General features: G+C 33.9%; 27 protein-coding genes. 5 read left to right on the top strand and 22 right to left on the bottom strand.

Going from position 1 to position 26,775, the window contains the following annotated elements; all coding sequences use genetic code 11:
- Window position 1: 1 nt before the first annotated feature.
- From nuoK to aspS, 13 genes are all read right to left on the bottom strand, one after another.
- A complete protein-coding gene (gene nuoK / locus DM444_RS10280; protein ID WP_008466103.1) occupies window positions 2-322 on the bottom strand; it encodes an NADH-quinone oxidoreductase subunit NuoK in 321 nt (106 codons plus the stop codon).
- The gene (locus DM444_RS10275; RefSeq protein WP_111286269.1) at window positions 322-861 is read right to left on the bottom strand and encodes an NADH-quinone oxidoreductase subunit J family protein; all 540 of its coding nucleotides are present in this window, start codon (window positions 859-861) and stop codon (window positions 322-324) included. The genes nuoK and DM444_RS10275 overlap by 1 nt, the downstream gene beginning before the upstream one ends.
- Complete coding sequence (locus tag DM444_RS10270) at window positions 862-1,407, bottom strand: NuoI/complex I 23 kDa subunit family protein (protein WP_111286267.1); 546 nt, start codon at window positions 1,405-1,407, stop codon at window positions 862-864. It abuts the gene before it with no gap.
- A gap of 86 nt (window positions 1,408-1,493) precedes the next feature.
- Entirely contained in the window at window positions 1,494-2,546 is a 1,053-nt protein-coding gene (nuoH, locus tag DM444_RS10265; protein WP_111286265.1) for an NADH-quinone oxidoreductase subunit NuoH, read from the bottom strand.
- 6 nt (window positions 2,547-2,552) lie between these two features.
- Window positions 2,553-3,581, bottom strand: a complete 1,029-nt coding sequence (locus DM444_RS10260) for a 2Fe-2S iron-sulfur cluster-binding protein (RefSeq protein ID WP_111286263.1) — start codon at window positions 3,579-3,581, stop codon at window positions 2,553-2,555.
- Window positions 3,582-3,674: 93 nt separating this feature from the next.
- Complete coding sequence (nuoF, locus tag DM444_RS10255; RefSeq protein ID WP_111286261.1) at window positions 3,675-5,045, bottom strand: NADH-quinone oxidoreductase subunit NuoF; 1,371 nt, start codon at window positions 5,043-5,045, stop codon at window positions 3,675-3,677.
- 1 nt (window position 5,046) lies between these two features.
- Complete coding sequence (locus tag DM444_RS10250; protein WP_111286259.1) at window positions 5,047-5,577, bottom strand: NADH-quinone oxidoreductase subunit NuoE family protein; 531 nt, start codon at window positions 5,575-5,577, stop codon at window positions 5,047-5,049.
- A gap of 198 nt (window positions 5,578-5,775) precedes the next feature.
- The gene (locus tag DM444_RS10245) at window positions 5,776-7,014 is read right to left on the bottom strand and encodes an NADH-quinone oxidoreductase subunit D (RefSeq protein ID WP_095929651.1); all 1,239 of its coding nucleotides are present in this window, start codon (window positions 7,012-7,014) and stop codon (window positions 5,776-5,778) included.
- Between the two features lie 21 nt (window positions 7,015-7,035).
- Window positions 7,036-7,557: an NADH-quinone oxidoreductase subunit C gene (locus tag DM444_RS10240; protein WP_111286257.1), complete on the bottom strand. Its 522-nt coding sequence runs from the start codon at window positions 7,555-7,557 to the stop codon at window positions 7,036-7,038.
- Between the two features lies 1 nt (window position 7,558).
- A complete protein-coding gene (locus DM444_RS10235) occupies window positions 7,559-8,107 on the bottom strand; it encodes an NADH-quinone oxidoreductase subunit B (protein ID WP_111286255.1) in 549 nt (182 codons plus the stop codon).
- A 157-nt stretch (window positions 8,108-8,264) separates the two neighbouring features.
- Window positions 8,265-8,630 (bottom strand): NADH-quinone oxidoreductase subunit A, encoded by a 366-nt coding sequence (locus DM444_RS10230; protein ID WP_095929654.1) that lies wholly within the window; start codon window positions 8,628-8,630, stop codon window positions 8,265-8,267.
- Between the two features lie 242 nt (window positions 8,631-8,872).
- Complete coding sequence (locus DM444_RS10225; protein ID WP_007137066.1) at window positions 8,873-9,067, bottom strand: cold-shock protein; 195 nt, start codon at window positions 9,065-9,067, stop codon at window positions 8,873-8,875.
- 310 nt (window positions 9,068-9,377) lie between these two features.
- On the bottom strand, window positions 9,378-11,129 hold the full coding sequence (aspS, locus tag DM444_RS10220) for an aspartate--tRNA ligase (protein WP_111286253.1): 1,752 nt from the start codon (window positions 11,127-11,129) through the stop codon (window positions 9,378-9,380).
- Between the two features lie 156 nt (window positions 11,130-11,285).
- On the opposite strand from aspS, the gene DM444_RS10215 reads away from it, so the two are divergent.
- Both DM444_RS10215 and DM444_RS10210 read left to right on the top strand, forming a co-directional pair.
- Entirely contained in the window at window positions 11,286-12,281 is a 996-nt protein-coding gene (locus DM444_RS10215; RefSeq protein WP_111286251.1) for a TlpA family protein disulfide reductase, read from the top strand.
- Between the two features lie 210 nt (window positions 12,282-12,491).
- Window positions 12,492-12,839, top strand: a complete 348-nt coding sequence (locus DM444_RS10210) for a toxin-antitoxin system YwqK family antitoxin (protein WP_111286249.1) — start codon at window positions 12,492-12,494, stop codon at window positions 12,837-12,839.
- Window positions 12,840-12,892: 53 nt separating this feature from the next.
- Here DM444_RS10210 and DM444_RS10205 read toward each other — a convergent pair whose 3' ends face one another.
- The 7 genes from DM444_RS10205 to DM444_RS10175 all read right to left on the bottom strand — a co-directional run bounded on the left by DM444_RS10205 (window position 12,893) and on the right by DM444_RS10175 (window position 23,041).
- A complete protein-coding gene (locus tag DM444_RS10205) occupies window positions 12,893-14,005 on the bottom strand; it encodes a PepSY-associated TM helix domain-containing protein (RefSeq protein ID WP_111286247.1) in 1,113 nt (370 codons plus the stop codon).
- Between the two features lie 63 nt (window positions 14,006-14,068).
- Entirely contained in the window at window positions 14,069-15,619 is a 1,551-nt protein-coding gene (locus DM444_RS10200; RefSeq protein ID WP_111286245.1) for a PepSY-associated TM helix domain-containing protein, read from the bottom strand.
- A gap of 5 nt (window positions 15,620-15,624) precedes the next feature.
- A complete protein-coding gene (locus tag DM444_RS10195) occupies window positions 15,625-15,924 on the bottom strand; it encodes a hypothetical protein (protein WP_111286243.1) in 300 nt (99 codons plus the stop codon).
- A 14-nt stretch (window positions 15,925-15,938) separates the two neighbouring features.
- Entirely contained in the window at window positions 15,939-16,271 is a 333-nt protein-coding gene (locus DM444_RS10190; RefSeq protein ID WP_111286241.1) for a hypothetical protein, read from the bottom strand.
- 55 nt (window positions 16,272-16,326) lie between these two features.
- The gene (locus DM444_RS10185; RefSeq protein ID WP_111286239.1) at window positions 16,327-18,765 is read right to left on the bottom strand and encodes a TonB-dependent receptor; all 2,439 of its coding nucleotides are present in this window, start codon (window positions 18,763-18,765) and stop codon (window positions 16,327-16,329) included.
- 182 nt (window positions 18,766-18,947) lie between these two features.
- Entirely contained in the window at window positions 18,948-20,192 is a 1,245-nt protein-coding gene (gene odhB, locus DM444_RS10180; RefSeq protein ID WP_111286237.1) for a 2-oxoglutarate dehydrogenase complex dihydrolipoyllysine-residue succinyltransferase, read from the bottom strand.
- 74 nt (window positions 20,193-20,266) lie between these two features.
- Window positions 20,267-23,041 carry a 2-oxoglutarate dehydrogenase E1 component gene (locus DM444_RS10175; protein WP_111286235.1) on the bottom strand — a complete coding sequence of 925 codons (2,775 nt, stop codon included), beginning with the start codon at window positions 23,039-23,041 and terminating at the stop codon, window positions 20,267-20,269.
- 116 nt (window positions 23,042-23,157) lie between these two features.
- On the opposite strand from DM444_RS10175, the gene DM444_RS10170 reads away from it, so the two are divergent.
- Entirely contained in the window at window positions 23,158-23,709 is a 552-nt protein-coding gene (locus tag DM444_RS10170) for a hypothetical protein (protein ID WP_111286233.1), read from the top strand.
- 111 nt (window positions 23,710-23,820) lie between these two features.
- Here DM444_RS10170 and DM444_RS10165 read toward each other — a convergent pair whose 3' ends face one another.
- Both DM444_RS10165 and DM444_RS10160 read right to left on the bottom strand, forming a co-directional pair.
- Window positions 23,821-24,174: a hypothetical protein gene (locus tag DM444_RS10165; protein ID WP_111286231.1), complete on the bottom strand. Its 354-nt coding sequence runs from the start codon at window positions 24,172-24,174 to the stop codon at window positions 23,821-23,823.
- Window positions 24,175-24,238: 64 nt separating this feature from the next.
- Entirely contained in the window at window positions 24,239-25,213 is a 975-nt protein-coding gene (locus tag DM444_RS10160; RefSeq protein WP_111286229.1) for a polyprenyl synthetase family protein, read from the bottom strand.
- 265 nt (window positions 25,214-25,478) lie between these two features.
- Here DM444_RS10160 and DM444_RS10155 point away from each other — a divergent pair, with 265 nt between their 5' ends.
- Complete coding sequence (locus DM444_RS10155) at window positions 25,479-26,000, top strand: YceI family protein (protein WP_111286227.1); 522 nt, start codon at window positions 25,479-25,481, stop codon at window positions 25,998-26,000.
- 108 nt (window positions 26,001-26,108) lie between these two features.
- The gene (locus DM444_RS10150) at window positions 26,109-26,708 is read left to right on the top strand and encodes a TetR/AcrR family transcriptional regulator (RefSeq protein WP_111286225.1); all 600 of its coding nucleotides are present in this window, start codon (window positions 26,109-26,111) and stop codon (window positions 26,706-26,708) included.
- The last annotated feature ends 67 nt before the right edge of the window (window positions 26,709-26,775 follow it).

The raw sequence follows: 26,775 nt of genomic DNA, 5'->3' as shown, positions 1-26,775 counted from the left end.
ATTATCCTTTTAAATTTTTTAAATTATCGATACTAATTGATCCGATATTTCTAAAGATAGAAACTAAAATGGCCAATCCTACCGCAACTTCGGCTGCAGCAACCGCCATCGAGAAGAACACAAAAACTTGTCCTTGCGCATCTTGATGATAAGTTGAAAAAGCAACAAATAAAAGGTTTACCGCATTCAACATAATTTCGATAGACATGAAAACGATAATAGCATTTCGTCTGTACAATACACCAAAAATACCAATACAGAAAAGTACAACACTCAAAAAGATGTAGTTTTCAATACCTATTTGATTTAATATATTACCCATTATTTATTTAATTTTTCTTTTTTAGACAATAGAACTGTTCCAATCATAGCAACCAAAAGTAAGATCGAAGCAAACTCGAACGGAACCATATATTCGTCCAATAATATTTTACCTAAAACTTTAATTGATTGGAAATCTTCTCCAGTAGAATCGTATTCACCTACAATTGGTTTTGAATTAATAAAAATTGTAATCAAAACAATTAATATTAAACAGAAGGAAACAATAGCGCCTAAACGTGTAATTCTAGGACGGTGAACTTCTCGCTGTTCGTTCAGGTTCATCAACATGATGGTAAACAGGAACAGGATCATAATAGCTCCGGAGTAGACTATTATATGAACAACAGCTAAGAACTGAGAATTTAATAGTAAATAATGACCAGCGATAGAAAAGAAACAGATTACCAAATAGATGGCACTATGAATCGGGTTTCTGCTGAAAATAGTCAAGAAAGCAGTAATAACGGTAATAAACGCTAAAAAGCAAAAGATAATTTGAACAGTTGTTGCGTGTGCAAAATCAGGGATATGTATCATTTAGTTAGCGTTTTTAAGTTGAGCGTTTTTCAAAGCCATTTCTAAAGGCATTACTAATTTATCTTTCCCGAAAATGAAATCTTCTCTATTGTAGTTAGCAGGAACTAATACTTTAGATTCTGTCAAGTAAATAGCGTCTTTTGGACAAGCTTCTTCACATAAACCACAGAAAATACAACGAAGCATATTGATTTCGTAGATTTCTGCATATTTTTCTTCTCTATATAAATGCTTTTCATCAGGTTTGCGTTCTGCTGCTTTCATAGTGATTGCCTCAGCAGGACATGATAAAGCACATAATCCGCAAGCAGTACAGTTTTCACGGCCTTGTTCGTCGCGTTTCAACATATGTTGACCACGATAAACAGGACTCATTTCACGAACCTGCTCTGGGTAATGAATGGTAACTTTTTTTCTGAAAAGGTGTTTTACTGTAATAACTAAACCTTTTACAATCGCCACAAGATACAATCGTTCAACAAAAGACATGTCTTTATTTGACACCACCTTTTTTCTACCCGATAATGATATAGTTTCTATTGACATTTTTACTATTATAGTTTATGATTTATAATTTGAAATCGATCAAATTCAAAATCTATTTTGTTTTTATTTGAAGCTAATTACAGTTCTTAGAACCCTAAAGCTGCTAAGATTTCGTGTCTTAATATTACAATACCTGTAAGCATGATATTAACGATCGAAAGCGGAATTAAAATTCTCCAGCCTAAGTGCATTAATTGGTCATATCTAAATCTTGGAATTGTCCAACGTACCCACATATAAAAGAAAATGAAGAAACATATTTTTATAAATAATGCTCCAATTCCTAATAAGTTAGCTGTATTTACACCTACATTTTCTACCATCCATTGCATTCCTGGGTAGTTGTATCCACCAAAGAATAATACAGAAATAATAGTAGAAGAGATAAACATACTTGCATATTCAGCAAACAAATAGAATCCCATTTTCATAGATGAATATTCTGTATGGTAACCTCCAATTAATTCGTTTTCACATTCTGCCAAATCGAAAGGAGTTCTGTTTGTTTCTGCAAATGAACAGATTAAGAAAATTAAGAATGATAATGGCTGATAAAAAACATTCCAATTCATTCCTTGCTGCTGTAATGAAATTTCTTTTAAACTCATTGTTCCAGTCATCATCAATAAAGCAATTATTGATAATCCCATTGCAACTTCGTAAGAAACCATTTGTGAAGCTGCACGAATAGCTCCCATCAAAGAGAACTTGTTGTTAGATGCCCATCCACCAATCATGATGCCGTAAACTCCAACAGAAAGAACTCCGAAAATGTATAATAAAGCAATGTTTACATCTGTAGCTTGAAGAATAATGTCTCTTCCGAAAAGATGCAAACGATCTCCCCACGGAATTACAGCACTAGTCATTAAAGCAGTACTCATTGCAATTGCAGGTCCAACTACGAATAAAAATCTATTTGGTGTGTTTGGGAAAAACTCTTCCTTAGAGAATAATTTCATACCATCTGCAAGCGGCTGTAATAAACCTCCCCATCCAGCACGGTTTGGTCCAACACGATCTTGCAAGAAAGCAGCAACTTTACGTTCTGCCCAAGTAGAATACATCGCCATGATCATTGTTACCGCAAAAACGATAACAATAACAACACTTTTTTCTATAATAAATGCACTTTCCATTTCTTACTATTTTTGATCTTTATCAGTTAATGGAATTGCAGCCATACTAATCTTTTTACGGTCAATATCTCTACCTAAAAGGATATTCTTTTCTGTATCGATTGTAACTTTCTCTAATTTTTGAGTGTAATTGTTTTGGTTGATAACAGAATCTTTTTCAAATTCTCTTGGTCCTTCAATTACCCAGTCATTCACATTTTTATGATCAAAACGACAGCTGTTGCAAATGAATTCTTCCACTTCATGGTACTCGTCTTTACGACCAGTTACACGCTGAATTTCTCCACCAAACATCCAAACAGTAGTTTTACCGCAACATCCTGGAGTTGTACATTCTCTGTGTGCGTTATAAGGTTTGTTAAACCAAACTCTTGATTTAAAACGGAAAGTTTTATCTGTTAAAGCTCCAACTGGACAAACGTCAATCATATTTCCAGAGAACTCATTGTCGATTGCTTTAGAAATACCAGTTGAAATATTAGCGTGGTCACCACGATCTAATACTCCGTGAACTCTGTTGTCTGTCAATTGATCTGCAACTTGCACACATCTTTGACATAAAATACAACGGTTCATGTGAAGTTGAATATTTGGACCAATATCTTCTGGTTCAAATGTTCTTTTTTCTTCGATGTAACGTGATTTCGGATTTCCGTGCTCGAAACTTAAATTCTGTAAATCACATTCACCAGCCTGATCACAAATAGGACAATCTAATGGGTGATTGATTAATAAAAATTCTGTTACAGATTTACGGGCTTCAGTTACTCTTGCAGACGATTTACTGTTTACTTCCATACCATCCATACATCCTGTTACACAAGATGCCATTAATTTTGGCATTGGTCGTGGATCAGCTTCACTACCTTTAGAAACTTCAACTAAACAACAACGACATTTACCGCCGCTGCCTTTTAATTTTGAGTAATAGCACATGGCTGGCGGTACTAAATCCCCTCCAATCATACGTGCAGCCTGCAGGATCGTTGTTCCTGGTTCTACGTCTATACTTTGACCGTCTATGGTTACTTTCATCTCTTTATGATTTGAATGTTGAAAGTCGGAATATTGAAAAGAATTGCTGTCCTTTTTAACATTATGAACTTTATAACTTTCTGCTTTTTATTTTTATACGATTACTTTACCGCCAACTAAATGCTTAACTTGTGAGAAAGGCTCGGCAACAAAGTGATCTCTATTTTTGATTTTTTCTGGGAAACGAACGTGATATTCGAACTCATCTCTAAAGTGACGAATTGCTGCAGCTACTGGCCAAGAAGCGGCGTCACCAAGCGGACAAATTGTGTTTCCTTCAATTTTACTCTGAATACTCCACAATAATTCGATATCTTCTTCACGGCCTTGACCGTTTTCGATTCTCCATAAGATTTTTTCTAACCATCCTGTTCCTTCACGGCAAGGTGTACATTGTCCGCAAGATTCGTGGTGGTAGAAACGAGCAAAGTTCCAAGTGTTTCTAACAACACAAGCAGTATCGTTGTAAACAATAAATCCTCCAGAACCTAACATAGATCCAGTAGCAAAACCACCATCACTTAAAGATTCGTAAGTCATTAAACGGTCTTCGCCATTTGCTGTTTTGAAAATTAATTCAGCAGGTAAAATTGGCACAGAAGAACCTCCAGGTACAAATGCTTTTAATGGACGGCTAGAAGACATTCCTCCTAAATATTCATCAGAATTCATGAATTCGTCAACACTTAAACCTAATTCAATTTCGTAAACCCCAGGATTTTTGATGTGTCCAGAAGCAGAAATTAATTTAGTTCCTGTAGAACGTCCAATTCCAATTTTAGCATAATCGTCTCCAGAATTGTTTACGATCCAAGGCACAGTCGCAATTGTTTCAACATTGTTTACCACAGTTGGATTTGCCCAAAGACCAGAAACCGCTGGGAAAGGTGGTTTAATACGAGGATTTCCTCTTTTACCTTCCAATGATTCGATTAATGCTGTTTCTTCTCCACAGATATATGCTCCAGCTCCACAGTGAACGTGAAGTTCTAGATCATAACCTGTTCCTAATATATTTTTTCCTAACCATCCGGCAGCTTTTGCTTCGGCGATTGCTCTTTCTAAAATTTTGAAAACCCACATATATTCTCCACGAATGTAGATATACGATAGGTTAGCGCCCAAAGCGTAGCTTGAAGTAATCATTCCCTCGATCAATAAGTGAGGAATATATTCCATCAAAAATCTATCTTTGAATGTTCCAGGCTCAGATTCGTCGGCATTACAAACTAAGTGTCTTGGTCTTCCTGATTTTTTGTCAATAAAGCTCCATTTCATTCCAGCAGGGAAACCTGCTCCACCACGACCACGTAATCCTGATTTTTTTACTTCTTCAGTAACTTCGTCTGGAGTAAGTGTTTTTAAAGCTTTTTCTACAGAAGCGTAACCACCATTTTGGCGATACACTTCGTAGGTTTTAATTCCAGGAACATTGATTTTATCTAATAATATTTTTTGTGACATCTTATTTATCGTGTAATATTATTTTATCATCTCTACAATCAGCAATGATCTGATCGATTTTTTCTTCTGTCAGTTTTTCTTTGTAGAAATCTCCCAACTGCATCATCGGAGCGTATCCGCAAGCGCCTAAACATTCTACACCAGCAATGGTAAACATTCCGTCTGGAGTTGTTTCTCCCATTTTAATGCCTAATTTTTCAGAAGTATAATCCATTAAATTTTCGGCACCGTTTAAACAACAACAAGAAGTCTGGCAAAATTCAAACATATACTTACCAATTGGCTTTTGGTTGAACATAGTATAAAAAGTAACCACTTCATAAACCTCAATTGGTTTTATCTGAAGAATTTCAGCAACTTTATCTTGCAGTTCAGTACTAAGCCAGTTGTTGTGTGCATCCTGAACTTCGTGCAAAACAGGCAATAGAGCCGATTTTTGTTTACCTTCTGGATAATGACTGATCAATTCATTGATACGAGCGATCAATGCCTCAGTCATATTTATTTCTTGTTTGTAATGTTTACGTTCCATTTTTAATTTTAGATTTTAGATTTTAGATTTTAGATTTTTTTAATCTTTATCTACAATCTATGATTCTTCAATCATTGTTTAAGTTTTAGATTCTTCAATCTGAATTTTTCAATTCCTAATTATAATTTTAAATCTAAATTCTAAAATCTGCATCCTCAATCAGCAATCTAAAATCTACAATCTAAAATCTACAATTTGTTAGGCATCTAATTCTCCAGCAATTACGTTCAAACTTGATAGAATGATAATTGCATCAGAAAGCATAGCGCCTTTAATCATTTCTGGAAATGCTTGATAATAAATAAAGCATGGTCTTCTGAAATGTAATCTATATGGAGTTCTACTTCCGTCTGTTACTAAATAAAAACCAAGTTCTCCATTTCCTCCTTCTACAGGGTGATAAATTTCTGCAACTGGTACAGGAACTTCTCCCATTACAATCTTAAAGTGATAAATTAAAGATTCCATAGAAGTGTAAACATCTTCTTTTGGAGGAAGGTAGTAATCAGGAACTTCAGCATGATATTCGTTTCCTGGAGGCATTTTTTCTAACGCCTGACGAATAATGCTTAAACTTTCCCAAACTTCAGCATTACGAACACAGAAACGATCATAAGTATCTCCTGATTTTCCAACAGGTACAATAAAATCAAAATCTTCGTAAGATGAATAAGGTTGTGCTACACGTACATCGTAATCAACTCCAGCAGCACGTAAGTTTGGACCTGTAAATCCGTAAGCCATTGCTTTTTCAGCAGTGATGCCACCAACGTTTACAGTTCTGTCAAGGAAAATTCTATTTCTCTCGAATAAGTTTTGGAATTCTTGCCAAACTGGTGGGAATTCTTCTAGGAATTTATCTAGTTTTTTGAAAACTTCTGGAGACCAGTCTCTTTCAAAACCACCGATTCTTCCCATATTTGTAGTCAAACGAGCTCCACAAATTTCTTCGTAGATTTCGTAGATTTTTTCTCTAAATTGAAAAACGTATAAGAAACCAGTATACGCACCAGTATCAACACCCAAAATACCATTACAGATAATGTGGTCAGTAATACGAGCCAGCTCCATAACGATAACTCTTAAATACTGTGCTCTTTTTGGAACTTCAATACCTAATAGTTTTTCTACAGTCATCCACCATCCCATATTATTAATAGGAGAGGAACAGTAGTTCATACGGTCTGTAAGAGGTGTAATTTGATAAAAAGGACGATTTTCGGCAATTTTTTCGAATGCTCTATGGATGTAACCAATAGTTGGCTCAGCCTCAAGAATTTTTTCACCATCCATCAACAAGATATTTTGGAAAATACCGTGCGTTGCAGGGTGAGTCGGACCTAAATTCAGTACAGAAAGTTCGCTTCCGTCTTCGTTTAGTCTCTCCTTAATTATTTTAGCATAACGATGCTCTGGTGGTAATAATAGTTCTGACATTTTATAATGTTGAATTATTTTTTAGCAATTTGTTGTTGTTCTTCCAAAGAATCTGTCGTCTTTATCAGTTCTTCCGCTGTCTTCCAATGGGAATTCTTTTCTCATTGGGTGAGACTGCATTTCATCCATATTTAAAATACGTTTCAATTGAGGATGTCCTTTAAAGTCAATCCCATAGAAGTCGAAAGTTTCTCTTTCCATCCAGTTAGATGAAAGGAAAATATTTGAAATCGTTTTGATTTCTGGTTTTTCGCCGTTTAGATAAACTTTGATCTTCAATCTTTTGTTTTCGTACCAGTTGTGTAGATGATAAACAACTGCAAACTGACGTTCACTTTCATTGTCTGGGTAATGAATACCGCATAAGTCAGTTAAGAAATGAAATTTTAATTCTGGATCGTTTTTAAGGAATAGAATCAACGCTGTAATTTTATCAGCTGAAGCTTCTAAAGAAAAAATATCTCTTTCTTGCTGAAAATTGAAAACATCGTTGTTGAATGTTTCTATAAGTTTATCTTGAATCAGGGTATTTTCTAAAGCCATTTTATGAGATATTATATGAAGCTAACAATTCTTGGTACTCTGGAGAGCTTCTTCTTCTTACAGATTCACTTCTTACCAGGTCTTGAAGTCTCATTACTCCATCAACAATTTGTTCTGGTCTTGGTGGGCATCCAGGAACGTAAACATCAACAGGAATTACTTTATCAATTCCCTGAAGAACAGAATACGTATCAAATACTCCTCCTGAAGAAGCACATGCTCCTACAGCAATTACCCAGCGAGGCTCAGCCATTTGTTCATATACTTGTCTTAAAATTGGAGCCATTTTTTTAGAAATAGTTCCCATTACTAATAACATATCGGCTTGTCTAGGCGAGAAACTCACACGCTCAGAACCAAATCGAGCTAAGTCATAGTGAGATGCCATTGTTGCCATGAATTCGATACCACAGCATGAAGTCGCGAAAGGAAGCGGCCATAACGAGTTAGCTCTTGCTAAACCAACAACATCACTAAGTTTTGTAGCGAAGAAACCTTCACCAGTGACTCCTTCTGGCGGCGCAACCATATTTACTTTTGAATCGCTCATTTTATTTTAGATTTCTGATTTTAGATTTTAGATTTTTGAAATCATAAAAAATAAAGTCAATTTTTTAAATCAGTTTTTTGTTGAGGATTAAATCTTAAATTTTAATTCTAAATCGGTCAAATCTAAAATCAGAAATCTAAAATCTAAAATCTCTAAATTATTCCCACTCTAATGCTTTCTTTTTGATGATGTAAAAGAAACCAACTAAAAGAAGAGACATGAAAACTAACATTTTTAACATTCCCTCAATTCCTAAGTCTTTGAAGTTTACCGCCCAAGGGTAAAGGAAAATTACCTCTACGTCGAACAATACGAACAAAATGGCTACTAAGAAGTATTTTACAGAAAAAGGAATACGGGCATTACCAACAGATTCGATACCACACTCGAAGTTTTTATCTTTAACTTCAGAGGTTCTTCTAGGGCCTAATTTTCCAGAAATAATGATTGTTCCTACCACAAAACCAACAGCTAGAATAAACTGCATTAAAATAGGAATGTAACTGTATTGATCAGATTGCATAAACTTCGATTTTATACTTAAAAAATGAGCCACAAAGATAGCTTGGAACTCTGTAAAACACAAGCTAAAAAAGGATTTAAGTGGGGGGTAAAACCGTGTTTATGCGTAATTTTTATTGATTATAAATAACATGGTGTTATTTTAATATTTTTTTAAGATTTGAGCAAAAAAAAACGTCCCGATACTTCGGGACGTCTTCTGAGACCATTCAGAGGCAAAAAAAATAAATTGCTATATTTTTCTTAGATTACTGCTACTTTAGCAGCAACTTTCCCTTTTCTTCCTTCTTCTTCTTCGTAGCTTACACGGTCACCTTCGCGTAATTCTTCCGCGTTAATTCCTGAAGCGTGAACGAAGATGTCCTTTCCTGTTTCTTCGTCTGTAATGAATCCATAACCTTTAGATTCATTGAAAAATTTTACTGTACCTGTACGCATTGTAATTGTAATAATAATTTATAATGAAACAAATGTAACATATAAATTCATACAAAAGACATGTACGTGTTAATTTTTTGTAAAAATTATTGATTTACAGTGTTTTTACGTGGTTTATTGCATCAATTTGTTTATAAAATACCTTAATTTGAGAATCATTAATTGTAAGAATATAAAAATGATGCAATTGTAGGAATTTGATAATTTAAAAAAATATGCATTTAAGATTTTTCCTAACATTTTGTTAAAATATAAAAGCCGCTGAATTTTCAACGGCTTTTTGAGTTTTTATTAGAAAAATTACTTCAATTTAGGCAATATCTACTTTAATGCGTAATTCTTTTAATTGTGCATCGTCAATTGCAGCTGGAGCATCAATCATTACATCGCGTCCAGAATTGTTTTTAGGGAAAGCAATGAAATCTCGAATTGTTTCTTGTCCGCCTAAAATAGCTACTAAACGGTCTAAACCGAAAGCTAAACCTCCGTGTGGCGGTGCTCCAAATTGGAAAGCATCCATTAAGAATCCGAATTGTGCTTTTGCTTCTTCTTCAGTAAAGCCTAAATATTTGAACATTAATTGTTGTGTTGCTTTATCGTGAATACGAATAGATCCACCTCCAATTTCGTTTCCGTTTAAAACCATATCATAAGCGTTTGCACGAACTTTTCCTGGTTCTGTCTCTAACAAAGCCATATCTTCTGGTTTTGGAGAAGTAAACGGGTGGTGCATTGCGTGGTAACGACCGCTTTCTTCGTCAAGTTCCAATAATGGGAAATCAACAACCCAAAGAGGTGCAAATTCTTCAGGATTACGCAATCCTAAACGAGTTGCCAATTCCATACGTAAAGCAGAAAGCTGAGCTCTTGTTTTATTTGCTGGACCAGAAAGAACAAAAATCATATCTCCAGGATTTGCTTCTGTTGCTTTTGCCCATTTTGCTAAATCATCATTGTCGTAGAATTTATCTACAGATGATTTATATGTTCCGTCTTCGTTACATTTTACGTAAACCATTCCAGATGCACCAACTTGAGGACGTTTAACCCAGTCAATTAATCCGTCAATTTCTTTACGAGTGTAATTTCCAGCTCCAGGAACAGCGATTCCGACAACTAATTCAGCTGCATTGAAAACAGGGAATTCTTTGTGTTGTGCAAATTCGTTTAATTCTCCAAACTTCATTCCGAAACGAATATCCGGTTTGTCGTTTCCGTATGTTTTCATGGCATAGTCGTAAGTAATTCTTGGGAATTTATCTACTTCAATACCTTTAATTTCTTTTAATAAATGTCTTGTCAATCCTTCGAAAATATTCAAAATATCTTCTTGTTCCACAAATGCCATTTCGCAGTCAATCTGAGTAAACTCTGGCTGACGGTCTGCACGTAAATCTTCGTCACGGAAACATTTCACAATTTGGAAATATTTATCCATTCCTCCAACCATCAAAAGCTGTTTGAAAGTTTGTGGAGATTGCGGTAAAGCATAAAACTGACCTTCGTTCATACGGCTTGGTACAACGAAATCTCTTGCTCCTTCTGGAGTAGATTTAATTAAATAAGGTGTTTCAACTTCGCAGAAATCTAAATCAGAAAGATATTTACGAACTTCCATTGCCACTTTGTGACGGAATAACAAACTGTTTTTTACAGGATTTCTTCTGATATCCAAATAACGGTATTTCATTCTGATGTCTTCCCCACCGTCAGTTTCATCTTCAATTGTAAATGGAGGAGTTAATGCCGAGTTTAAAATCGTTAATTCAGAAACTAAAATTTCGATTTCACCTGTTGGAATATTTTTGTTTTTAGCTTCACGCTCAATAACAGTTCCTTTTACCTGAATTACAAATTCTCTTCCAAGAGTTTTAGCTAATTCAAAAACAGTTTTATCAGTACGACTTTCGTCGAAAATAAGTTGTGTAATTCCATAACGGTCGCGTAGATCGACCCAATTCATAAATCCTTTATCACGTGATTTTTGAACCCAGCCCGCAAGTGTAACTTCGGTATTAATATTTGAAGCGTTTAATTCGCCACAATTATGACTTCTATACATAATCAAAATTTTAGACTGCAAAAGTAAATACAAAATTCAAGATAATATAGTAAAGTGATAAGTTGATTCAGAATAATTTCAAATAAATTGTTAATTGTGAAATTCCGAAGCATTAATTTTTTAGTTTTGATTCTCTAAAAACTAATTTTAATACCCATGAAGAAACTCCTTGTTGCAGGTTTGGTAATATTTAATGTCTTGAATGTTATAGGTCAAGGCAAGAATTCAATTAAATTCAGTGCTAAAATCGCAAACAGAAACAGCGATACTTTAGTGATTAAAGGAAAAAATAATTTCAGACAAGTTATTCCAATTGATAAAAAGGAAGTTTTTGCAGCAACTTTTGATGCTCCACAAGGTTTTTATGTGTTTTCTGACGGAACAGAATCTTCTAATTTATATTTAAAACCAAATTCTGAAGTCAATTTGACAATGAATGCCAAAGAATTTGATGAAACGATTGTATATAAAGGTAAAGGAGTAAACGAAAGTAACTTTTTAGCACAGCAAGCTTTAAAAGATGAAAATTTTCAGAAAGACGCTTTTGCAAAAGAATCGGCTGAATTCACCGCTTTACTTGATGGTAAATTAAAAGCTGATACAGAAAGTCTTGAAAAAGGAGATTTCGCTCCTGAATTTAAAACTGCTTTGAAAAGTAGTTTTGAAAGCTTTCATCAGTATGCAGTCGAAGAATACGAAAGAGCTGTAAAAGCAAATAAAATGGTTGGAAAGGCATCTCCAGATTTTGACTATGAAAATTATAAAGGAGGAAAAACAAAGCTTTCTGATTTAAAAGGTAAATATGTTTACATTGATCTTTGGGCAACTTGGTGTGCGCCTTGTAGAGCTGAAATTCCTTATTTGCAAAAAATTGAAGAGAAATATCACGGAAAAAACATTGAATTTGTGAGTATTTCTATTGATAAGTTGAAAGACAATGAAAAGTGGAAAAAATTTGTGACAGATAAACAACTTGGAGGAACACAGCTTTTTGCAGATAAAGATTGGGAATCTGAATTTGTTGTAAATTACGGTGTAACAGGTATTCCGAGATTTATTTTGATTGATCCAAAAGGAAATGTTGTAAAATCGGATGCGCCTAGACCATCTGATCCTGAACTTGATAAGCAACTTAACTCATTGTTGAACTAAAAAGTTTACGAAATTATAACGTTATAGTAAAAACACGGTTTTTTAAAAATACCAGCAAAACCAGTGCTTCAGCGCTGGTTTTTTTGTTTTATACACTTTTCCAATGTTAAGTTTTTATCCAATGTTACCAAATTGTTAAGTAAAAGTTTTTTTAATGTAAATTATTGATTACATTTGATAACGATTTGATAACATTTAATACCTAAAGATATGAAAAAGTGTGTGATTTTAGCGGCTGTGTTATTCTCAGGAATTTTAACAGCACAGGAAGGTAAACCTGAATTAGAAGTTGTTGGAAATAAAGTAAAAGCTACTTATTATTATAACAACGGAAGAATACAGCAGGAAGGCTTCTTTAAGGATGGAAAATTAGACGGTGTTTGGGTATCTTATGATGAAAGAGGAAATAAAACTGTAGAAGGGGAGTATACAGAAGGTTTGAAAACTGGAAAATGGATGTTTTTCAATGAAAAAAATCTTACTGAAGTAGCCTATGTTGACAGTAAAGTAAGTTCAGTTAAGAATATGCAAAAAAACGCTGTAGCTAACAGAAATTAATTAATTACAATTTCTAGATAATTATTTAAACCGCTCTTTTTGGGGCGGTTTTTTTATGCTTTAGATTTTTTATTTTTATGATTTCTTCCGTACCAAATTATAAATCCTGTTACAGGAAGAGCTGCTGCAAATAGACTCACAATGAAAGCGATGATTTTTCCAGGCAAATCTAGAATTTGACCTGTGTGAATTCCATAATTCATTTCTACAACTTGCAGACCGAGGCTTTTATATTCAAAAGGCTGTTTCTGGATTAGTTTTCCATCTTTTGGGTGAAAATAATAATTGCTTTGATGATCGTAACGGAGCGTATGAGGATATGCGCCAGTGCTTATAATATCTCCTTTTAGCTGCGGAATAAGAACAAAAAGCATTTCGGCATTGGGCTGTAATTTTGTGGTCTGGATAAAAGCACGATCAATTGCTGTAATTGAATTGGTTTTGAATTGTGTTGTATCAATTACAGGAAGTTTGGTTTCTATAGCTTTGTCTCCTCCAAAATTGAATGACTTGTAAATTCCGTCGCCAACCCATTCGTAAGTAAAAGTAAGTCCGGTTATAGCTAAAATTAATGCGATAAGAGAAATGTAAAATCCTGTGGTATTATGCCAATCGTAGTTGAGACGACGCCATTTTGCAGACCATTTTATCGTTAAACTTCTTTTTAAATCGGTTCTCTTTTTTGGCCACCATTGTATAATGCCAGAAATTAATAAAAGGATAAAAATAATCGTTGCGCCACCAATAATATGTTTTCCAATATAATCGGGAAGGAGCAAATACAAATGAATGTATTCTACAATAATGAAAAAATCGGTTTTGGGATTTTCGGTCTTTAAATATTTACCAGTGTACGGATTAAAATATAAATATTGATTTTCAGTATCAGAATAAGTATAAGCAATTGCAGAGCGGTTTTTTCCATAATAAGAAATCATACTCACTTTATTCTTCGGGACAATTTTTTTTGCTTTTTCTTCTAAAACGGAAGGTAAAAGAAATGGTTTGTTTTGAGGTTCAACCAAACGCCATTCTTTTCTGGTAATGTCTTTTATTTCGTCATGAAAACAGAAAATGCAACCCGTAATACTTATGATAAAAACAATAAGCCCGGAAATTAATCCGAGCCATTTATGTAGAAAACGTATTTTCGTTTTGAATCCCATTTTTGATTAAAAGCGTAAAAGTATACGCAAAATCAATAGAGGGCAAATTATTTAAGCTAATTTTTAAGCAACTGCTTTTTTAGGTTTTAAATGATAGGCAACATATAATGAAATCGAAGCCAAGAAAATCCAGAAAACATCAATAAAGAAAATTTGAATTTTGTTTTCCATAAATGAAGTCCAGAACCATTCGCCAGAGACAATTCCGTTTGTAATTGGAATCAAAAACCCTAGAATACTTCCCGAAATCAAGCAGAATTTGTTTGTAAACGAATCGTTCTTTTTAAGAATAAAGAAGATTGTAAGTACTAACCATCCGCCAAAATAAAGTGCAAATAAATTAGATTGACTTAAAGGATAGAAAATTTTACTTCCAATGAAAGCCAGCGCAGTAATTGGGTACATACTCAAACAAATAGCCAAATAAATACGAACAACAGCAGCGTTGAAACGTCTTTTCTTTTCAGGCATATTGTTTTTCTGTCTGGCAACTAGCCAAATCATAACTCCAGAAATAATTACAAAACAAGTTATAATTCCTAAAAGGAAGCTTACTATTTTTAAAGCATATCCGCCGTAATCGCCAAAGTGGATTCTGTAGAGAACATTTTTTACAACATCTAAATAGCTGGTTTGAGTAATTGGATCTTTTTTGGCAATCACTTTTCCGTCGGCAATTCGGTAAACTACTTTCCCGATTCCAGTAAATTTTTTGTGGCTTAAAAGTTCGCCTTCAACCAAAACGTGCATGTTTGAATCGCCATAATTTTGAATGAAAACTCGAGTGATTTCAAAATCTGACCAGTTTTTTTTTGTTTTAGCAACCAATTCATCAATATTAAATGGGTTGGCTAGTTTTTTGTTTTCAAATTTATAATCGGGATCATTATATTCTAACTCCTTATATAATTTGTTCTCATCGCCATTATATAAAGCCATTACCGCAGGAGCTACAATTAAAAGTTTAATCATAAAAAATGCGCCAGTAACTGCATAAACAAATTGAAATGGTAAACCAATCATTCCTAAAGCTGTGTGAGCATCTGTCCAAAGTGTTTTTAGTTTTTCTTTTGGACGGAACATATAAAAGTTTGAAACAATTTTGTTCCAATGAAGCAAAACTCCTGTTACGATTGCAAACAAGAAAAATAAAGCTGTAAAACCAGCTAAATAATACCCGTAAGGATAAGGAATTTGCGCTAGAAAGTGCAGACGATATAAAAGTTCACCCAAAGAATATGATTCTTCGTAAGTAAAAGATTTGAAGTTTTTAGTATTCAAATAAAAGAATTGACTTTCTTTCTGTTCTTTTGGTGCCAAAGTATCTTTGGTTGCTTCCATATAAACAGCAACTCTTTCTTCTGTTGAAGGTTTAGAAATAGTTAGATTTCTACCGTGCAAAACATATTTCTTATCAAGATGTTTCAGCGCTTTATCATAGTCTAACTGAATTTCTCTTGTGATTGCTGTAGATTCATTTCTTTCCCAATTGATGATTTCATCTCTAAAAAAAGAAAAAGATCCAGCAAAGAAAATTACAAAAAGAACTACACTGATGACGATTCCGCTGACAGTATGTGTGTGAAAATAGATATTATAATGACGGTTGTTCATAAAAGTTATTTCGCCGTGTTATAAGTTTGACCTAGATAAATAAAAAGACAAAAAAGTAAAGTCAGCAGGATATAAATCCCCCATATTTTCCATCCGCTTTTGGCTAAAAAAGCCACGACCATTAATGCCACCCAAAGAATAAAACCACTAAAAGCCATTGTTATCAGTACATCTGCTCGACTAAACCAAGCCGCCAGAGCTAAATGAAAAGAAACAGAAACAAAGTATCCTCCTAAAATAGCAGCAGTGATTTTAGAAAAACGAGGCCAAAAAGCAGGATTTAAGTATTTTGAATTTGCGGGCATTTAAAAATGGTTTTTTAATTGTAATAGAATTCTAGTAATGCGACAAAAATTAGAAGTGCCAAAAGTGCTTTACTGTTTACTTTTTTTAAAGGGGTAAGAATGATGATTAAACTTCCAATTGTCATTAGCTGAATAAAAAACATCAAAGTGCCACAGCCTAATGATTTTGTGAAAAGCCACATTATATAAGCAGATAATAAAAGACCCAATCCAATAATTTTGGTTTGTTTAGGGTTTTTCTGCATCCATTTTTCAAAGCCTAAATCATACGACAATACGGCTCTTTTTGAAGTATAATAAAGTGTGTAAAAAGCTAAAAAAACAATAAGGCTGGCAATTGTAATCATAATCTCTAGATTTAAAAAACACCTTTCGGTTAGGAAAGGTGTTTTTGATATTGTATTAGAATTTATATGCAACAGATCCCATAAACATTCTTGGTGATTGAACGTTGATAGTTGTATATCCGTTAAAATATAATTCGTCTGTTAAGTTGTTTACCTTTAATGACAATCTATATTTAGGCTGATCGTAGTACAAAGCAGCATTTAATACAGCATAAGATGGCAATGTAAAAGTTTGTGTTTCTGTTACACCTGTATTGGCATCAGTTACATTTCTGTTGTATGCATAAGTTTTATCAGCAAAGTTTCCTCCAAAACCAATTCCTAAACCTTTTAATTTGCTTGTCTGTAAACTATAGCTAATCCAGTAGTTGATTAAGTTTTCTGGACCTGCAGTTTCAGGACGTAATCCGTTTACGTCTGCATTTGCATTGTTTAATTTACTGTTGTTGAAAGCATATCCAAAAATGAAGTTTAATCCTGAAATTGGATTTGCAGTAATCTCAGCCTCAAAACCTTTACTAGTTTGGTTTCCATCTTGAACATTTGTATTTGCAATCGGACCAGTTCTTACGATATCTTTTACTTCGATATTGTAATAACTGAAAGTTGCGCTTACTTTATTAGAAAAAGCATTTACTTTAACCCCTCCTTCAAACTGATTTGCTTTTTCTGGATCAAAAGCTTTTAATTCTGGAGTTCCGTTAGAATCAGCATTTAGATAACCAACATTTTTGAAACTGTTTTGGTAGTTTCCAAAAATAGAAACCTGATCTTTTACAATTTGATATACAACACCGAATTTTGGAGACAATGCATTTTGTGAATAACTACCTGTTTTAGTATTTCCTGCTGGATCAAAAGTTCCATCATTCTGAAAATGATCAAAACGAAGTGCTGCAGAAAGAATTAATCGATCAGTTACATTTATAACATCTGCAACATATGCGCTATAAGTAGTAAGAGAAGTTAATGCTTTGTATGATGTTCCTTCAGCAAAAAGAGCTTCTACAGCTTTTGGGTTAAAATCGTAATAATTTGCATTTGCAGCAGTATAATCCACTTCGTCAAAATAGAAGAAGGTTGGTAAATAACCGTAACCAGTTTTACTTTCTAAACGATAAATATCACCTCCAACTAAAGCTCTGTTTTTCATTCCAAACAATTCAAATTCTCCGTTGAAGTTTTGTTGGAATTCTAAAATGTTATCTCTTCCGTCAATATTCCAAACATTTCTGGACATTTTATTATTTCCTAATAAATAGAACCAGGTTTGTGGTCCTTCAGACTGGTTTGTACTAGTGCTTAAAACAGTTTGAGATTTCCATTTGTCTGAAAGTGCATAATCTGCCTGCGCAAAAATGTTACTAGTTTTAGTGTTCATCATGAATTCGCCGCCTGTGAAAGATCTTGACCAATTCATTTTGATGTCTTTCGCATCATATAAACCTAAACTGCTTGGAGTTGAACCAAACGGGATATAAATCAACGGCATTGATGAAGCATCTACATTAGACAACTCAGCATCAATAGAGATTGTTAATCTGTCGTTTACTTTATAAGAGAAAGAAGGAGCAAAGAAGTAGCTTCTTGTATGTCCGTAATCTTGGAAAGTATTTGCATTGTTGTAAGCTCCATTAATTCTTAAAAGAGCAGTGTCGTCGTCATTTAATGACGTATTTACATCGGCAGTTAATCGGTTTAGACCATAACTTCCTGACTGATATGAAATTTCACCACCAAAACGTTCAGATGGTTTTTTCGTTACACGGTTGATTAAACCTCCATAAGAAGTTAATAAACTTCCGAATAATGTTGCAGATGGGCCTTTAATGCTTTCAAGTCTTTCTAAGTTTGAAGCATCAACATTATTGGTGATTTTACCAGCAATTCCATTTCTCAATAAACTTTGTGTAATGAAACCGCGAGAAGCAAAGTAAGATCCTCCATCACCAACACGACCAGTAGAAGCCCAAAGCTGATAAAGTCCCGGAACATTTTTTAAAGCTTCATCTTGGTTAACAACCAATTGATCTTTCATTAAATCTTTAGTTACTACACTATAAACTTGTGAGTTTTCAAGATTTTTAATCGTCATTTTAGAAACGTAGTTACTTTCAGCTTTTGTATACTTATTGGCGTTTCCTTTAACGAAAATTTCTTCTAATTGTTCTGAATTGTTGATTAGGACAAAGTTTCTAGTTAAAGTTTCACCTTCGTTTACAACAATACTTTCTTCTTTTGTAGAATGCCCAACAGCAGAAACTCTGATGGTATAGTTACCTGGATTTACATTTTTAATTTCGTAAAATCCAAGGTTATCTGTTACAGTTCCAATTTTGGTTCCTTTTAAAACTACAGAAACATTATCTGCAGCGTCATTATTTGAGAGACTAATTTGTCCTTTTATAGTTGCTTTTTCCTGAGCTTGTACTGTTGTTGAAACAAACAAAATAAAGCAAAAACTTACAAGAGATAGTAAAGTTTTAAAACTCATATTATTTAGAATTGATTTTAATAAGGCAAATGTAAGTTATGAACCTACACAAAGCAAATTATTGTTATTTATTCTAAATAATTTTTTAAAGATTGATTTTTTAACCAGAAAAGGTAATTTTTTAAAATAAAAAAAACCTGTTCAAATTAATGAACAGGTTTCTGTATTGAAAATGATTGTGATTACAATTCTAAAGCACGTTTAGCATCGCCATTCATCAATAATTCTAATGGATTTTCTAAAGCTTCTTTTACAGCAACTAAGAAACCAACAGACTCACGTCCGTCGATGATTCGGTGATCGTAAGAAAGAGCAACGTACATCATTGGGTGAATTTCAACTTTTCCGTTTACAGCAATCGGACGTTCGATGATGTTGTGCATTCCTAAGATTCCTGATTGAGGAGGGTTGATGATTGGAGTAGATAACATACTTCCAAAAACTCCACCGTTAGTGATTGTGAAAGTTCCTCCAGTCATATCGTCAACTGTAATTTGACCATCACGAGCTCTTAAAGCTAATCTTTTGATTTCAGCTTCAATTCCACGGAAAGTTAAAAGTTCAGCATTACGAACAACAGGAACCATTAAACCTTTTGGTCCAGAAACTGCGATAGAGATATCAGCAAAATCGTAAGCGATTTTGTAATCACCATCCATCATTGAGTTAACATCTGGATATAATTGTAAAGCTCTTGTAACTGCTTTTGTAAAGAATGACATGAAACCTAATCCTAAACCACCATGTTTTGCCTTGAAAGCATCTTTGTATTCGTTACGAATTTGGTTGATTGGCGTCATGTTTACTTCGTTGAAAGTAGTAAGCATAGCTGTTTCGTTTTTAGCTGAAACTAATCTTTCTGCTACTTTACGACGTAACATTGATAATTTTGTACGCTCAGTTCCACGGCTTCCACCAGTTGGAGTTCCCATAGAAGGTACTGCATTTACAGCATCTTCTTTAGTGATTCTACCACCTTTACCAGTTCCAGAAACTGTTGCTGGGGCAATATTTTTCTCGTCTAATATTTTTCTTGCTGCTGGAGATGGAGTTCCTGCTGCATAACTTGTAGCTGCTGGAGCTTGAACTGGATCCGCTTTTGGAGCTTCAGCTTTTACTTCTGCCTTTGGAGCCTCAGCTTTAGGTGCTTCAGCTGCTGGAGCTGCAGGCGCACTTCCTGCTGGTTTAGCAGCATCTGTATCGATTAAACAAACTACAGCACCTACTGCAACTGTATCACCTTCTTCAGCTTTTAGTGTAATTACACCGCTCATTTCAGCAGGCAATTCAAGAGTAGCTTTATCTGAATCAACTTCAGCAATAGCCTGATCTTTCTCTACATAATCTCCGTCTTTTACTAACCAAGTTGCAATTTCAACTTCTTTTATTGATTCCCCTGGTGATGGGACTTTCATTTCTAAAATCATCTTGTTTTTGTTTTAGGTTTTTATGGTTTCAATCCCGATAATTATCAGGATTGAAACTTGAAACATTTTTTTAATTATCTAAATAAGTTTTTGTCGAATACCATTCTAATTGCATCTGCGTGACGACGTTTAGCACGTGTATAACTTCCTGATGCAGGAGCAGAGTATGCTTTTAATGAAGCTAATCTCCATTTTACAAGATCAAAGTTCATTAACATAAAGCTGTAAGCTCCCATGTTTTTAGGCTCTTCTTGTGCCCAAACATAATCGTCTGCATTTGGATATTTTGCAATGATTTCTTTAATCTGCTCAACTGGGAAAGGGAATAATTGCTCGATACGAACAACCGCAACGTCATTTCTTCCATTGTTTTCTCTTTCAGCAACAATATCATAGTAGAATTTACCTGTACAGAAAACCAAAGTTTTAACACCTTTTTTATCTACAGCATTATCATCGATAGTCTCTTGGAAACTTCCATTTGCTAATTCATCAACAGTTGATACACATCTTGGATCACGTAATAAACTTTTTGGAGAGAAAACTACCAATGGTTTACGGAAATTCGTTTTCATTTGTCTTCTCAACAAGTGAAAGAAGTTTGCAGGAGTTGTACAGTCAGCAACATACATATTGTGTCTTGCACAAAGCTGTAAGTAACGTTCCATTCTTGCAGAAGAGTGTTCAGCACCTTGTCCTTCGTATCCGTGTGGCAATAACATCACAATACCATTTTGGTTGTTCCATTTATCTTCTCCACAAGAGATATATTGGTCAATCATGATTTGAGCACCGTTAGAAAAATCTCCAAATTGTGCTTCCCAAATTGTTAAAGCATTTGGATTTGCCAATGCATATCCATAATCAAAACCAAGAACACCATATTCAGATAATAAAGAGTTGAATACTCCTAATTTTCCTTTTTTATTTTCGATTGCATCTAAAAGAATAACTTCTTCTTCAGAATCTTCAACTTTAACTACAGCATGACGGTGAGAGAATGTACCACGTTCAACGTCCTGACCAGAAATACGAACATCAAAACCTTCAGTTAAAAGAGATCCGTAAGCTAACGCTTCTGCAGTTCCCCAGTCAAGTGTATTGTTGTCATATCCAACTTTTCTGTCGGTAACAATTTTAGTTATTTTATTGATAAACTTTTTGTCTTCTGGTAAAGTTGAGATTGTATTGATGATAGAATCTAATCCTTTTTTGTCAAAAGTAGTGTCTACTTTTTGAAGCATTTGCGTATCTGTTACTTGAACAAATCCGTCCCATTCGTTTTTCATGAATGGAGTAATGATTGTTAAATCTTTTTTACGAGAAGCTTCTAAGTTTTCTTCTAATTGAGATTTGTATTGTTTTTCTAAACCGTTTACATAAGAAGCATCGATTACGCCGTCAGAAAGTAATTTCTCAGCATAAATGTCTCTTGGGTTTTTATGTTTAGCAATGATTTTATATAAAACTGGTTGAGTGAAACGAGGTTCGTCACCTTCGTTGTGACCGTATTTTCTGTATCCTAATAAATCGATAAATACGTCACGTCCAAACTGCATTCTGTAGTCTAATGCAAAAGAAACTGCGTGTACAACAGCTTCAGCATCATCAGCATTTACGTGTAATACTGGAGATAAAGTTACTTTAGCAACGTCTGTACAATAAGTTGATGAACGAGCGTCTAAATAGTTAGTTGTAAATCCAACTTGGTTGTTGATTACAATATGGATTGTTCCTCCAGTTTTGTAACCATCTAATTGTGCCATTTGGATAATTTCGTACAAGATACCTTGACCTGCGATTGCAGCATCTCCGTGAACGGCGATTGGTAATACTTTAGAGAAATCGTCAGCAAAATATTTGTCTTGTTTTGCTCTTGTGATACCTTCAATTACAGCTCCAACCGTTTCTAAGTGAGAAGGGTTTGGTGCTAAATTGATGTTGATGCTTTTTCCAGATCTTGTTTTTCTGTCGGCAGTAAGACCTAAGTGGTATTTTACGTCACCATCAAAATATTCTTGATCGTAATCTTTTCCGTCAAACTCACCAAAGATATCTTGAGTAGATTTTCCGAAGATGTTTGCTAAAACGTTCAAACGACCACGGTGAGCCATTCCCATTACGAATTGTTCAACACCTTTTTCAGCAGCTTGCTCGATCAAAGCATCTAAAGCTGGGATGATAGATTCTCCACCTTCTAATGAGAAACGTTTTTGTCCAACATATTTAGTGTGAAGGAAGTTCTCAAAAGAAACAGCTTCGTTTAATTTATTTAAGATTGTTTTCTTTTCTTCTGTAGAGAAATTTGGCTGGTTAACATTTACAGCTAATTTGTCCTGAATCCATTTTACAACATTAGGATTTCTAATGTACATATACTCAATACCGATATGCTGGCAGTAAATTGCTTTAAGGCGATTTACGATATCTTGTAAAGAAGATGGCGACATTCCGATTGTCTGTGCAGCATCAAAAACAGTTGAAAGGTCAGCTGTAGATAATCCGAAGTTTTCAATATCCAAAGTTGGAGATGAAGTTCTACGGTCACGAACAGGATTTGTTTTCGTGAATAAATGCCCGCGCGTACGGTATCCGTCAATTAATTTTAAAACGTTGAATTCTTTCTTTAATTTTTCAGAAATCTGACTGTAATCTGTGTTATCGCTAGTCACGTACTCAACGATCGTTTGCACCGGATTTTCGTCATTATAAGTAGTTTGTCCAAAGTCAAAACCTTGAAAGAAACTTCTCCAGCTAGGCTCAACGCTGTCTGGGTTTACTAAATATTGATCGTATAATTGTGCAAAAAACTCAGTATGCGCTGCGTTTAAAAATGAAAACCTATCCATAATATGAGTGAATATACTTTTTGTTATATAGAAAGGCAAAAGTACAACAATCACATTTATTTAAATCTTTTTTTTACGTACTTTTACGTAAAAATTTGTTAAAATAAACGTTAACTATGAATAAAATTCAATTTTCAATCGATTGCAGATATTTTTTTGTGATTTTGGCCGTCTTATTTTCAAGTTATAGTATTGCACAACAAAAATATGTCATTGACAACAGTAATCATTTTTGGGATAAAGTTCAATTTGGAGGCGGTTTGGGCCTCGGATTTGGTTCTGGATATACCAATATTTCTGTAATGCCCAGCGCTATTTATAACGTTAATGAAGTTGTAGCCGTTGGAGCAGGTCTTCAATTTGGTTATTTGTATCAAAAAAATTATTACGAATCTTTCGTTTGGGGAGGAAGCCTTATTGGTTTAGTAAATCCAATTCCAGAAATCCAGTTATCAGCTGAATTAGAACAAGTAAGAGTTGATACTCAATATGAAGCCACCTATAATTTTCCATCATATTCAGATAGTTATTGGAATACTGCATTATATCTAGGTGCAGGGTATAGAACAAATAATGTTACCATAGGCGCGCGTTATGATGTTTTGTACAATCCTAACAAAAGTTTATATGGGTCTGGATTTATGCCTTTTGTGAGAGTGTATTTCTAAAGATGCTAAGATGCTAAGGTTCTGAGATTCTAAGTTTTTAGAATTGGAGTAAATTAATTTACACAAAGAGAGTAAACCTTTGTCGCTTTGTACCTTTGCGACTTTGCACCTTTACTTGTAATAATTCCTAAACCACACCTTTTGCCACTCTCTTTTTAAAATCAAAAAAGCAACTTGTTCAGCCAATATTACCAGATCAGAACCATCGAGTTGTTTGATTTCGTTTTCAGGAACGTCAATGATGTAAAGCAGATTTAAATATTCAGCAAATTTGTACTGAATCATTCGGTAGACTTTTTCATGAAGCTGAATTTTCAATTCGTCTGGAGAAATGCTTAACGGAAAATCGATTCCTTCATTGGCCAAATTAAAATCCTTATTAATCTGTTCAATAAGATTCAAATATAAAGTCTCTGCTTGCGCCTGAGCCAACAAAGATTCTGTATTTACTGGTGCTACAAACATAATTATTTTAGATTTTAGACTTTAGATTGTAGATTTACTGAATACTGATACTGAAAACTGAATACTAAACTTTACGTCCCATTAAATTTTCTCCGAAAGTTCTCAAAACATCTTTCTTTTCGGCACTTATCTCCATTTTTTCTAAAGTTTCAAAAGCTTTAAAAGTGTACATTTCGATCGCTTCCTGAGTAGCTTTTGATGCTCCAGATTCGTTAAAAATAGACTTAGCAGTTTCTATTTTTTCTGAATTATCTTCTAATTGTAAAGTAAATAATTGTTCTAATTCTGAAGCTTTTTCTTTAGAAGAAAACTCCAAGGCTTTTAGATATAAATACGTTTTTTTGTTCTCAATAATATCACCTCCAACTTGTTTTCCGAAAGTTTCAGGATCTCCAAAAGCGTCCAGATAATCATCTTGAAGTTGGAAAGCCAAACCTAAATTTAGTCCGAAATCATAAATTAAATCAGCTTCTTTTTCAGAAGTTTTGGCAACAATAGCGCCCATTTTCATGGCTGCTGCAACCAAAACAGCTGTTTTATATTCGATCATTTTCAAATATTCCGGAATCGTAACATCTTTACGAGTTTCAAAATCAACATCCCATTGCTGTCCTTCGCAAACTTCAAGAGCTGTTTTACTAAATAATTTAGCAAGATTTCTAAAAACAACTGGCTCGTATTGCTCAAAATATTGGTAAGCCAAAATAAGCATGGCATCTCCAGAAAGAATTCCTGTATTTAAATTCCATTTTTCATGTACGGTAACTTGTCCCCTTCTTAAAGGAGCATCGTCCATAATATCATCGTGAACCAGCGAAAAGTTGTGAAAAACTTCAACCGCCATTGCCGCTGGAAGCGCAGTAGTATAATCAGTATCAAAAACTTCAGCAGCCATTAAAGTTAAAACTGGACGAATTCTTTTTCCTCCAAGACCTAAAATATACTCAATAGGTTCGTAAAGATTAGTAGGTTCTTTATGTATGTTTTGACTTTGTAGATAATTGATAAAAAAATCCTGGTACTGACTTATATCGTGCATAATGAATTCTGATTTCGAGCCTCAAAGATACAATTCAAATATGAATTTCAATTACTGAAATGATTAAAAGCTTATTAAGAATTGAAAGGAGCTCTTAACCCTTCTCATTTCTAATATGTTAAAATTATTTTGAAAAAACTTGGAAACTTTTTTGGTATTTAGAGTTTCCTGTCTATATTTGCAGCGTTGAATGGAAACTCAAAACACTGTAAAAGTTTCCGAAGAGAGTTTTAATGATTTGTAAAATCTATTAAATCAAGTATTTATGAAAACAAAATGGACCTTAGATTCTAGTCAGTCAGATGTTTTATTAGAAATGAGAAGATCGAGAACTGCTTATATGGGTGGAAGTACAAATAAATTTGATGGTTACGTGAACATTGAAGATAATGAGATCGAAGATGCTTCGGTAGAATTTTCATTAGACATCAATAATAAAAATGAGAGTTTCCAATCAATAGATGCTTATTTGCAGCTTCAGGACTTTTTTGAAGAAGACGAACATCCAATTATTAGTTTCAAATCGACTTCATTTCAAAAAGTAAACCAGAACATCAATTTTTTCAAAGGAGATTTAACTATAAAAGATATTACGAGAGTAGTTGAATTAGACGCAGAATTCTTAGGAGAAAATATTTATAACGGAGAAAAGAAAGTAGCTTTTGAAATTAAAGGAAACATTAAACGTGAAGACTTTGGTTTAAATTTCAGCTCTTTTAATCATACTTCGGGTGCTGCATTAGGTAAAGACATTAAGCTTATCGCAAATTTAGAATTTAGCATATAATTCTTACTAAATGAATAAATTAATGTAAAATTATTACAAATTTATCGGAAACTATTTTTTTGATTTTAGTTTCCAAAGTATATTTGTGATGCAATTCGAGAGTTTAAAATGAAAGAGAAGATTATAGCAAAAGCAAGCGAGTTATTTTTAAAGCTTGGTTTTAAGAGTGTTACAATGGATGATATTGCGGGTGAAATGTGTATTTCGAAAAAAACGATTTACAAATATTTCTGTAATAAGGAAGTTTTGATTGAAGAAAGCACTTCATTGGTTCATGGTCAAGTTCATGAAATTATGGATACCATTATAGCGAAGAATTACAATGCGATTCATGAAAATTTTGAGATTAGAGAAATGTTTCGTGATATGTTTAAAAACAACATTGATACTTCGCCAATCTATCAGTTAAAAAAGCACTATCCAGAGATTTACCAAAACATCTTGTCTCATGAAATTGATCAGTGCACGCAACTTTTTAGAGAAAATATCGAAAAAGGAATTCGTGAAGGTCTTTATAGAAGTGATTTGAATGTAGAGGTTTACGTTAAATTTTACTACACTCTGGTTTTTCATATTAATGAAAATACGGTTTCTGAAAGTGAAGCGCAAAGAATAGAATTGGAAGCCTTGGAGTATCATACTCGTGCAATGGCAACCCAAGAAGGAGTAGAGGAATTAGAAAAGCAATTACGAAGAATTAAAAATTAATCATCAATCCAAATTATCGTCATTTTTCTTGGAGAGTTGTAAAAGATAAAATGGCGATGCTATCTCA

This window comes from Flavobacterium ginsenosidimutans (assembly GCF_003254625.1).
Taxonomy (GTDB): Bacteria; Bacteroidota; Bacteroidia; order Flavobacteriales; family Flavobacteriaceae; genus Flavobacterium; species Flavobacterium ginsenosidimutans.
Note: the sequence above shows the minus strand (reverse complement) of the source record. Positions and strands in the feature narration are given on the sequence as shown.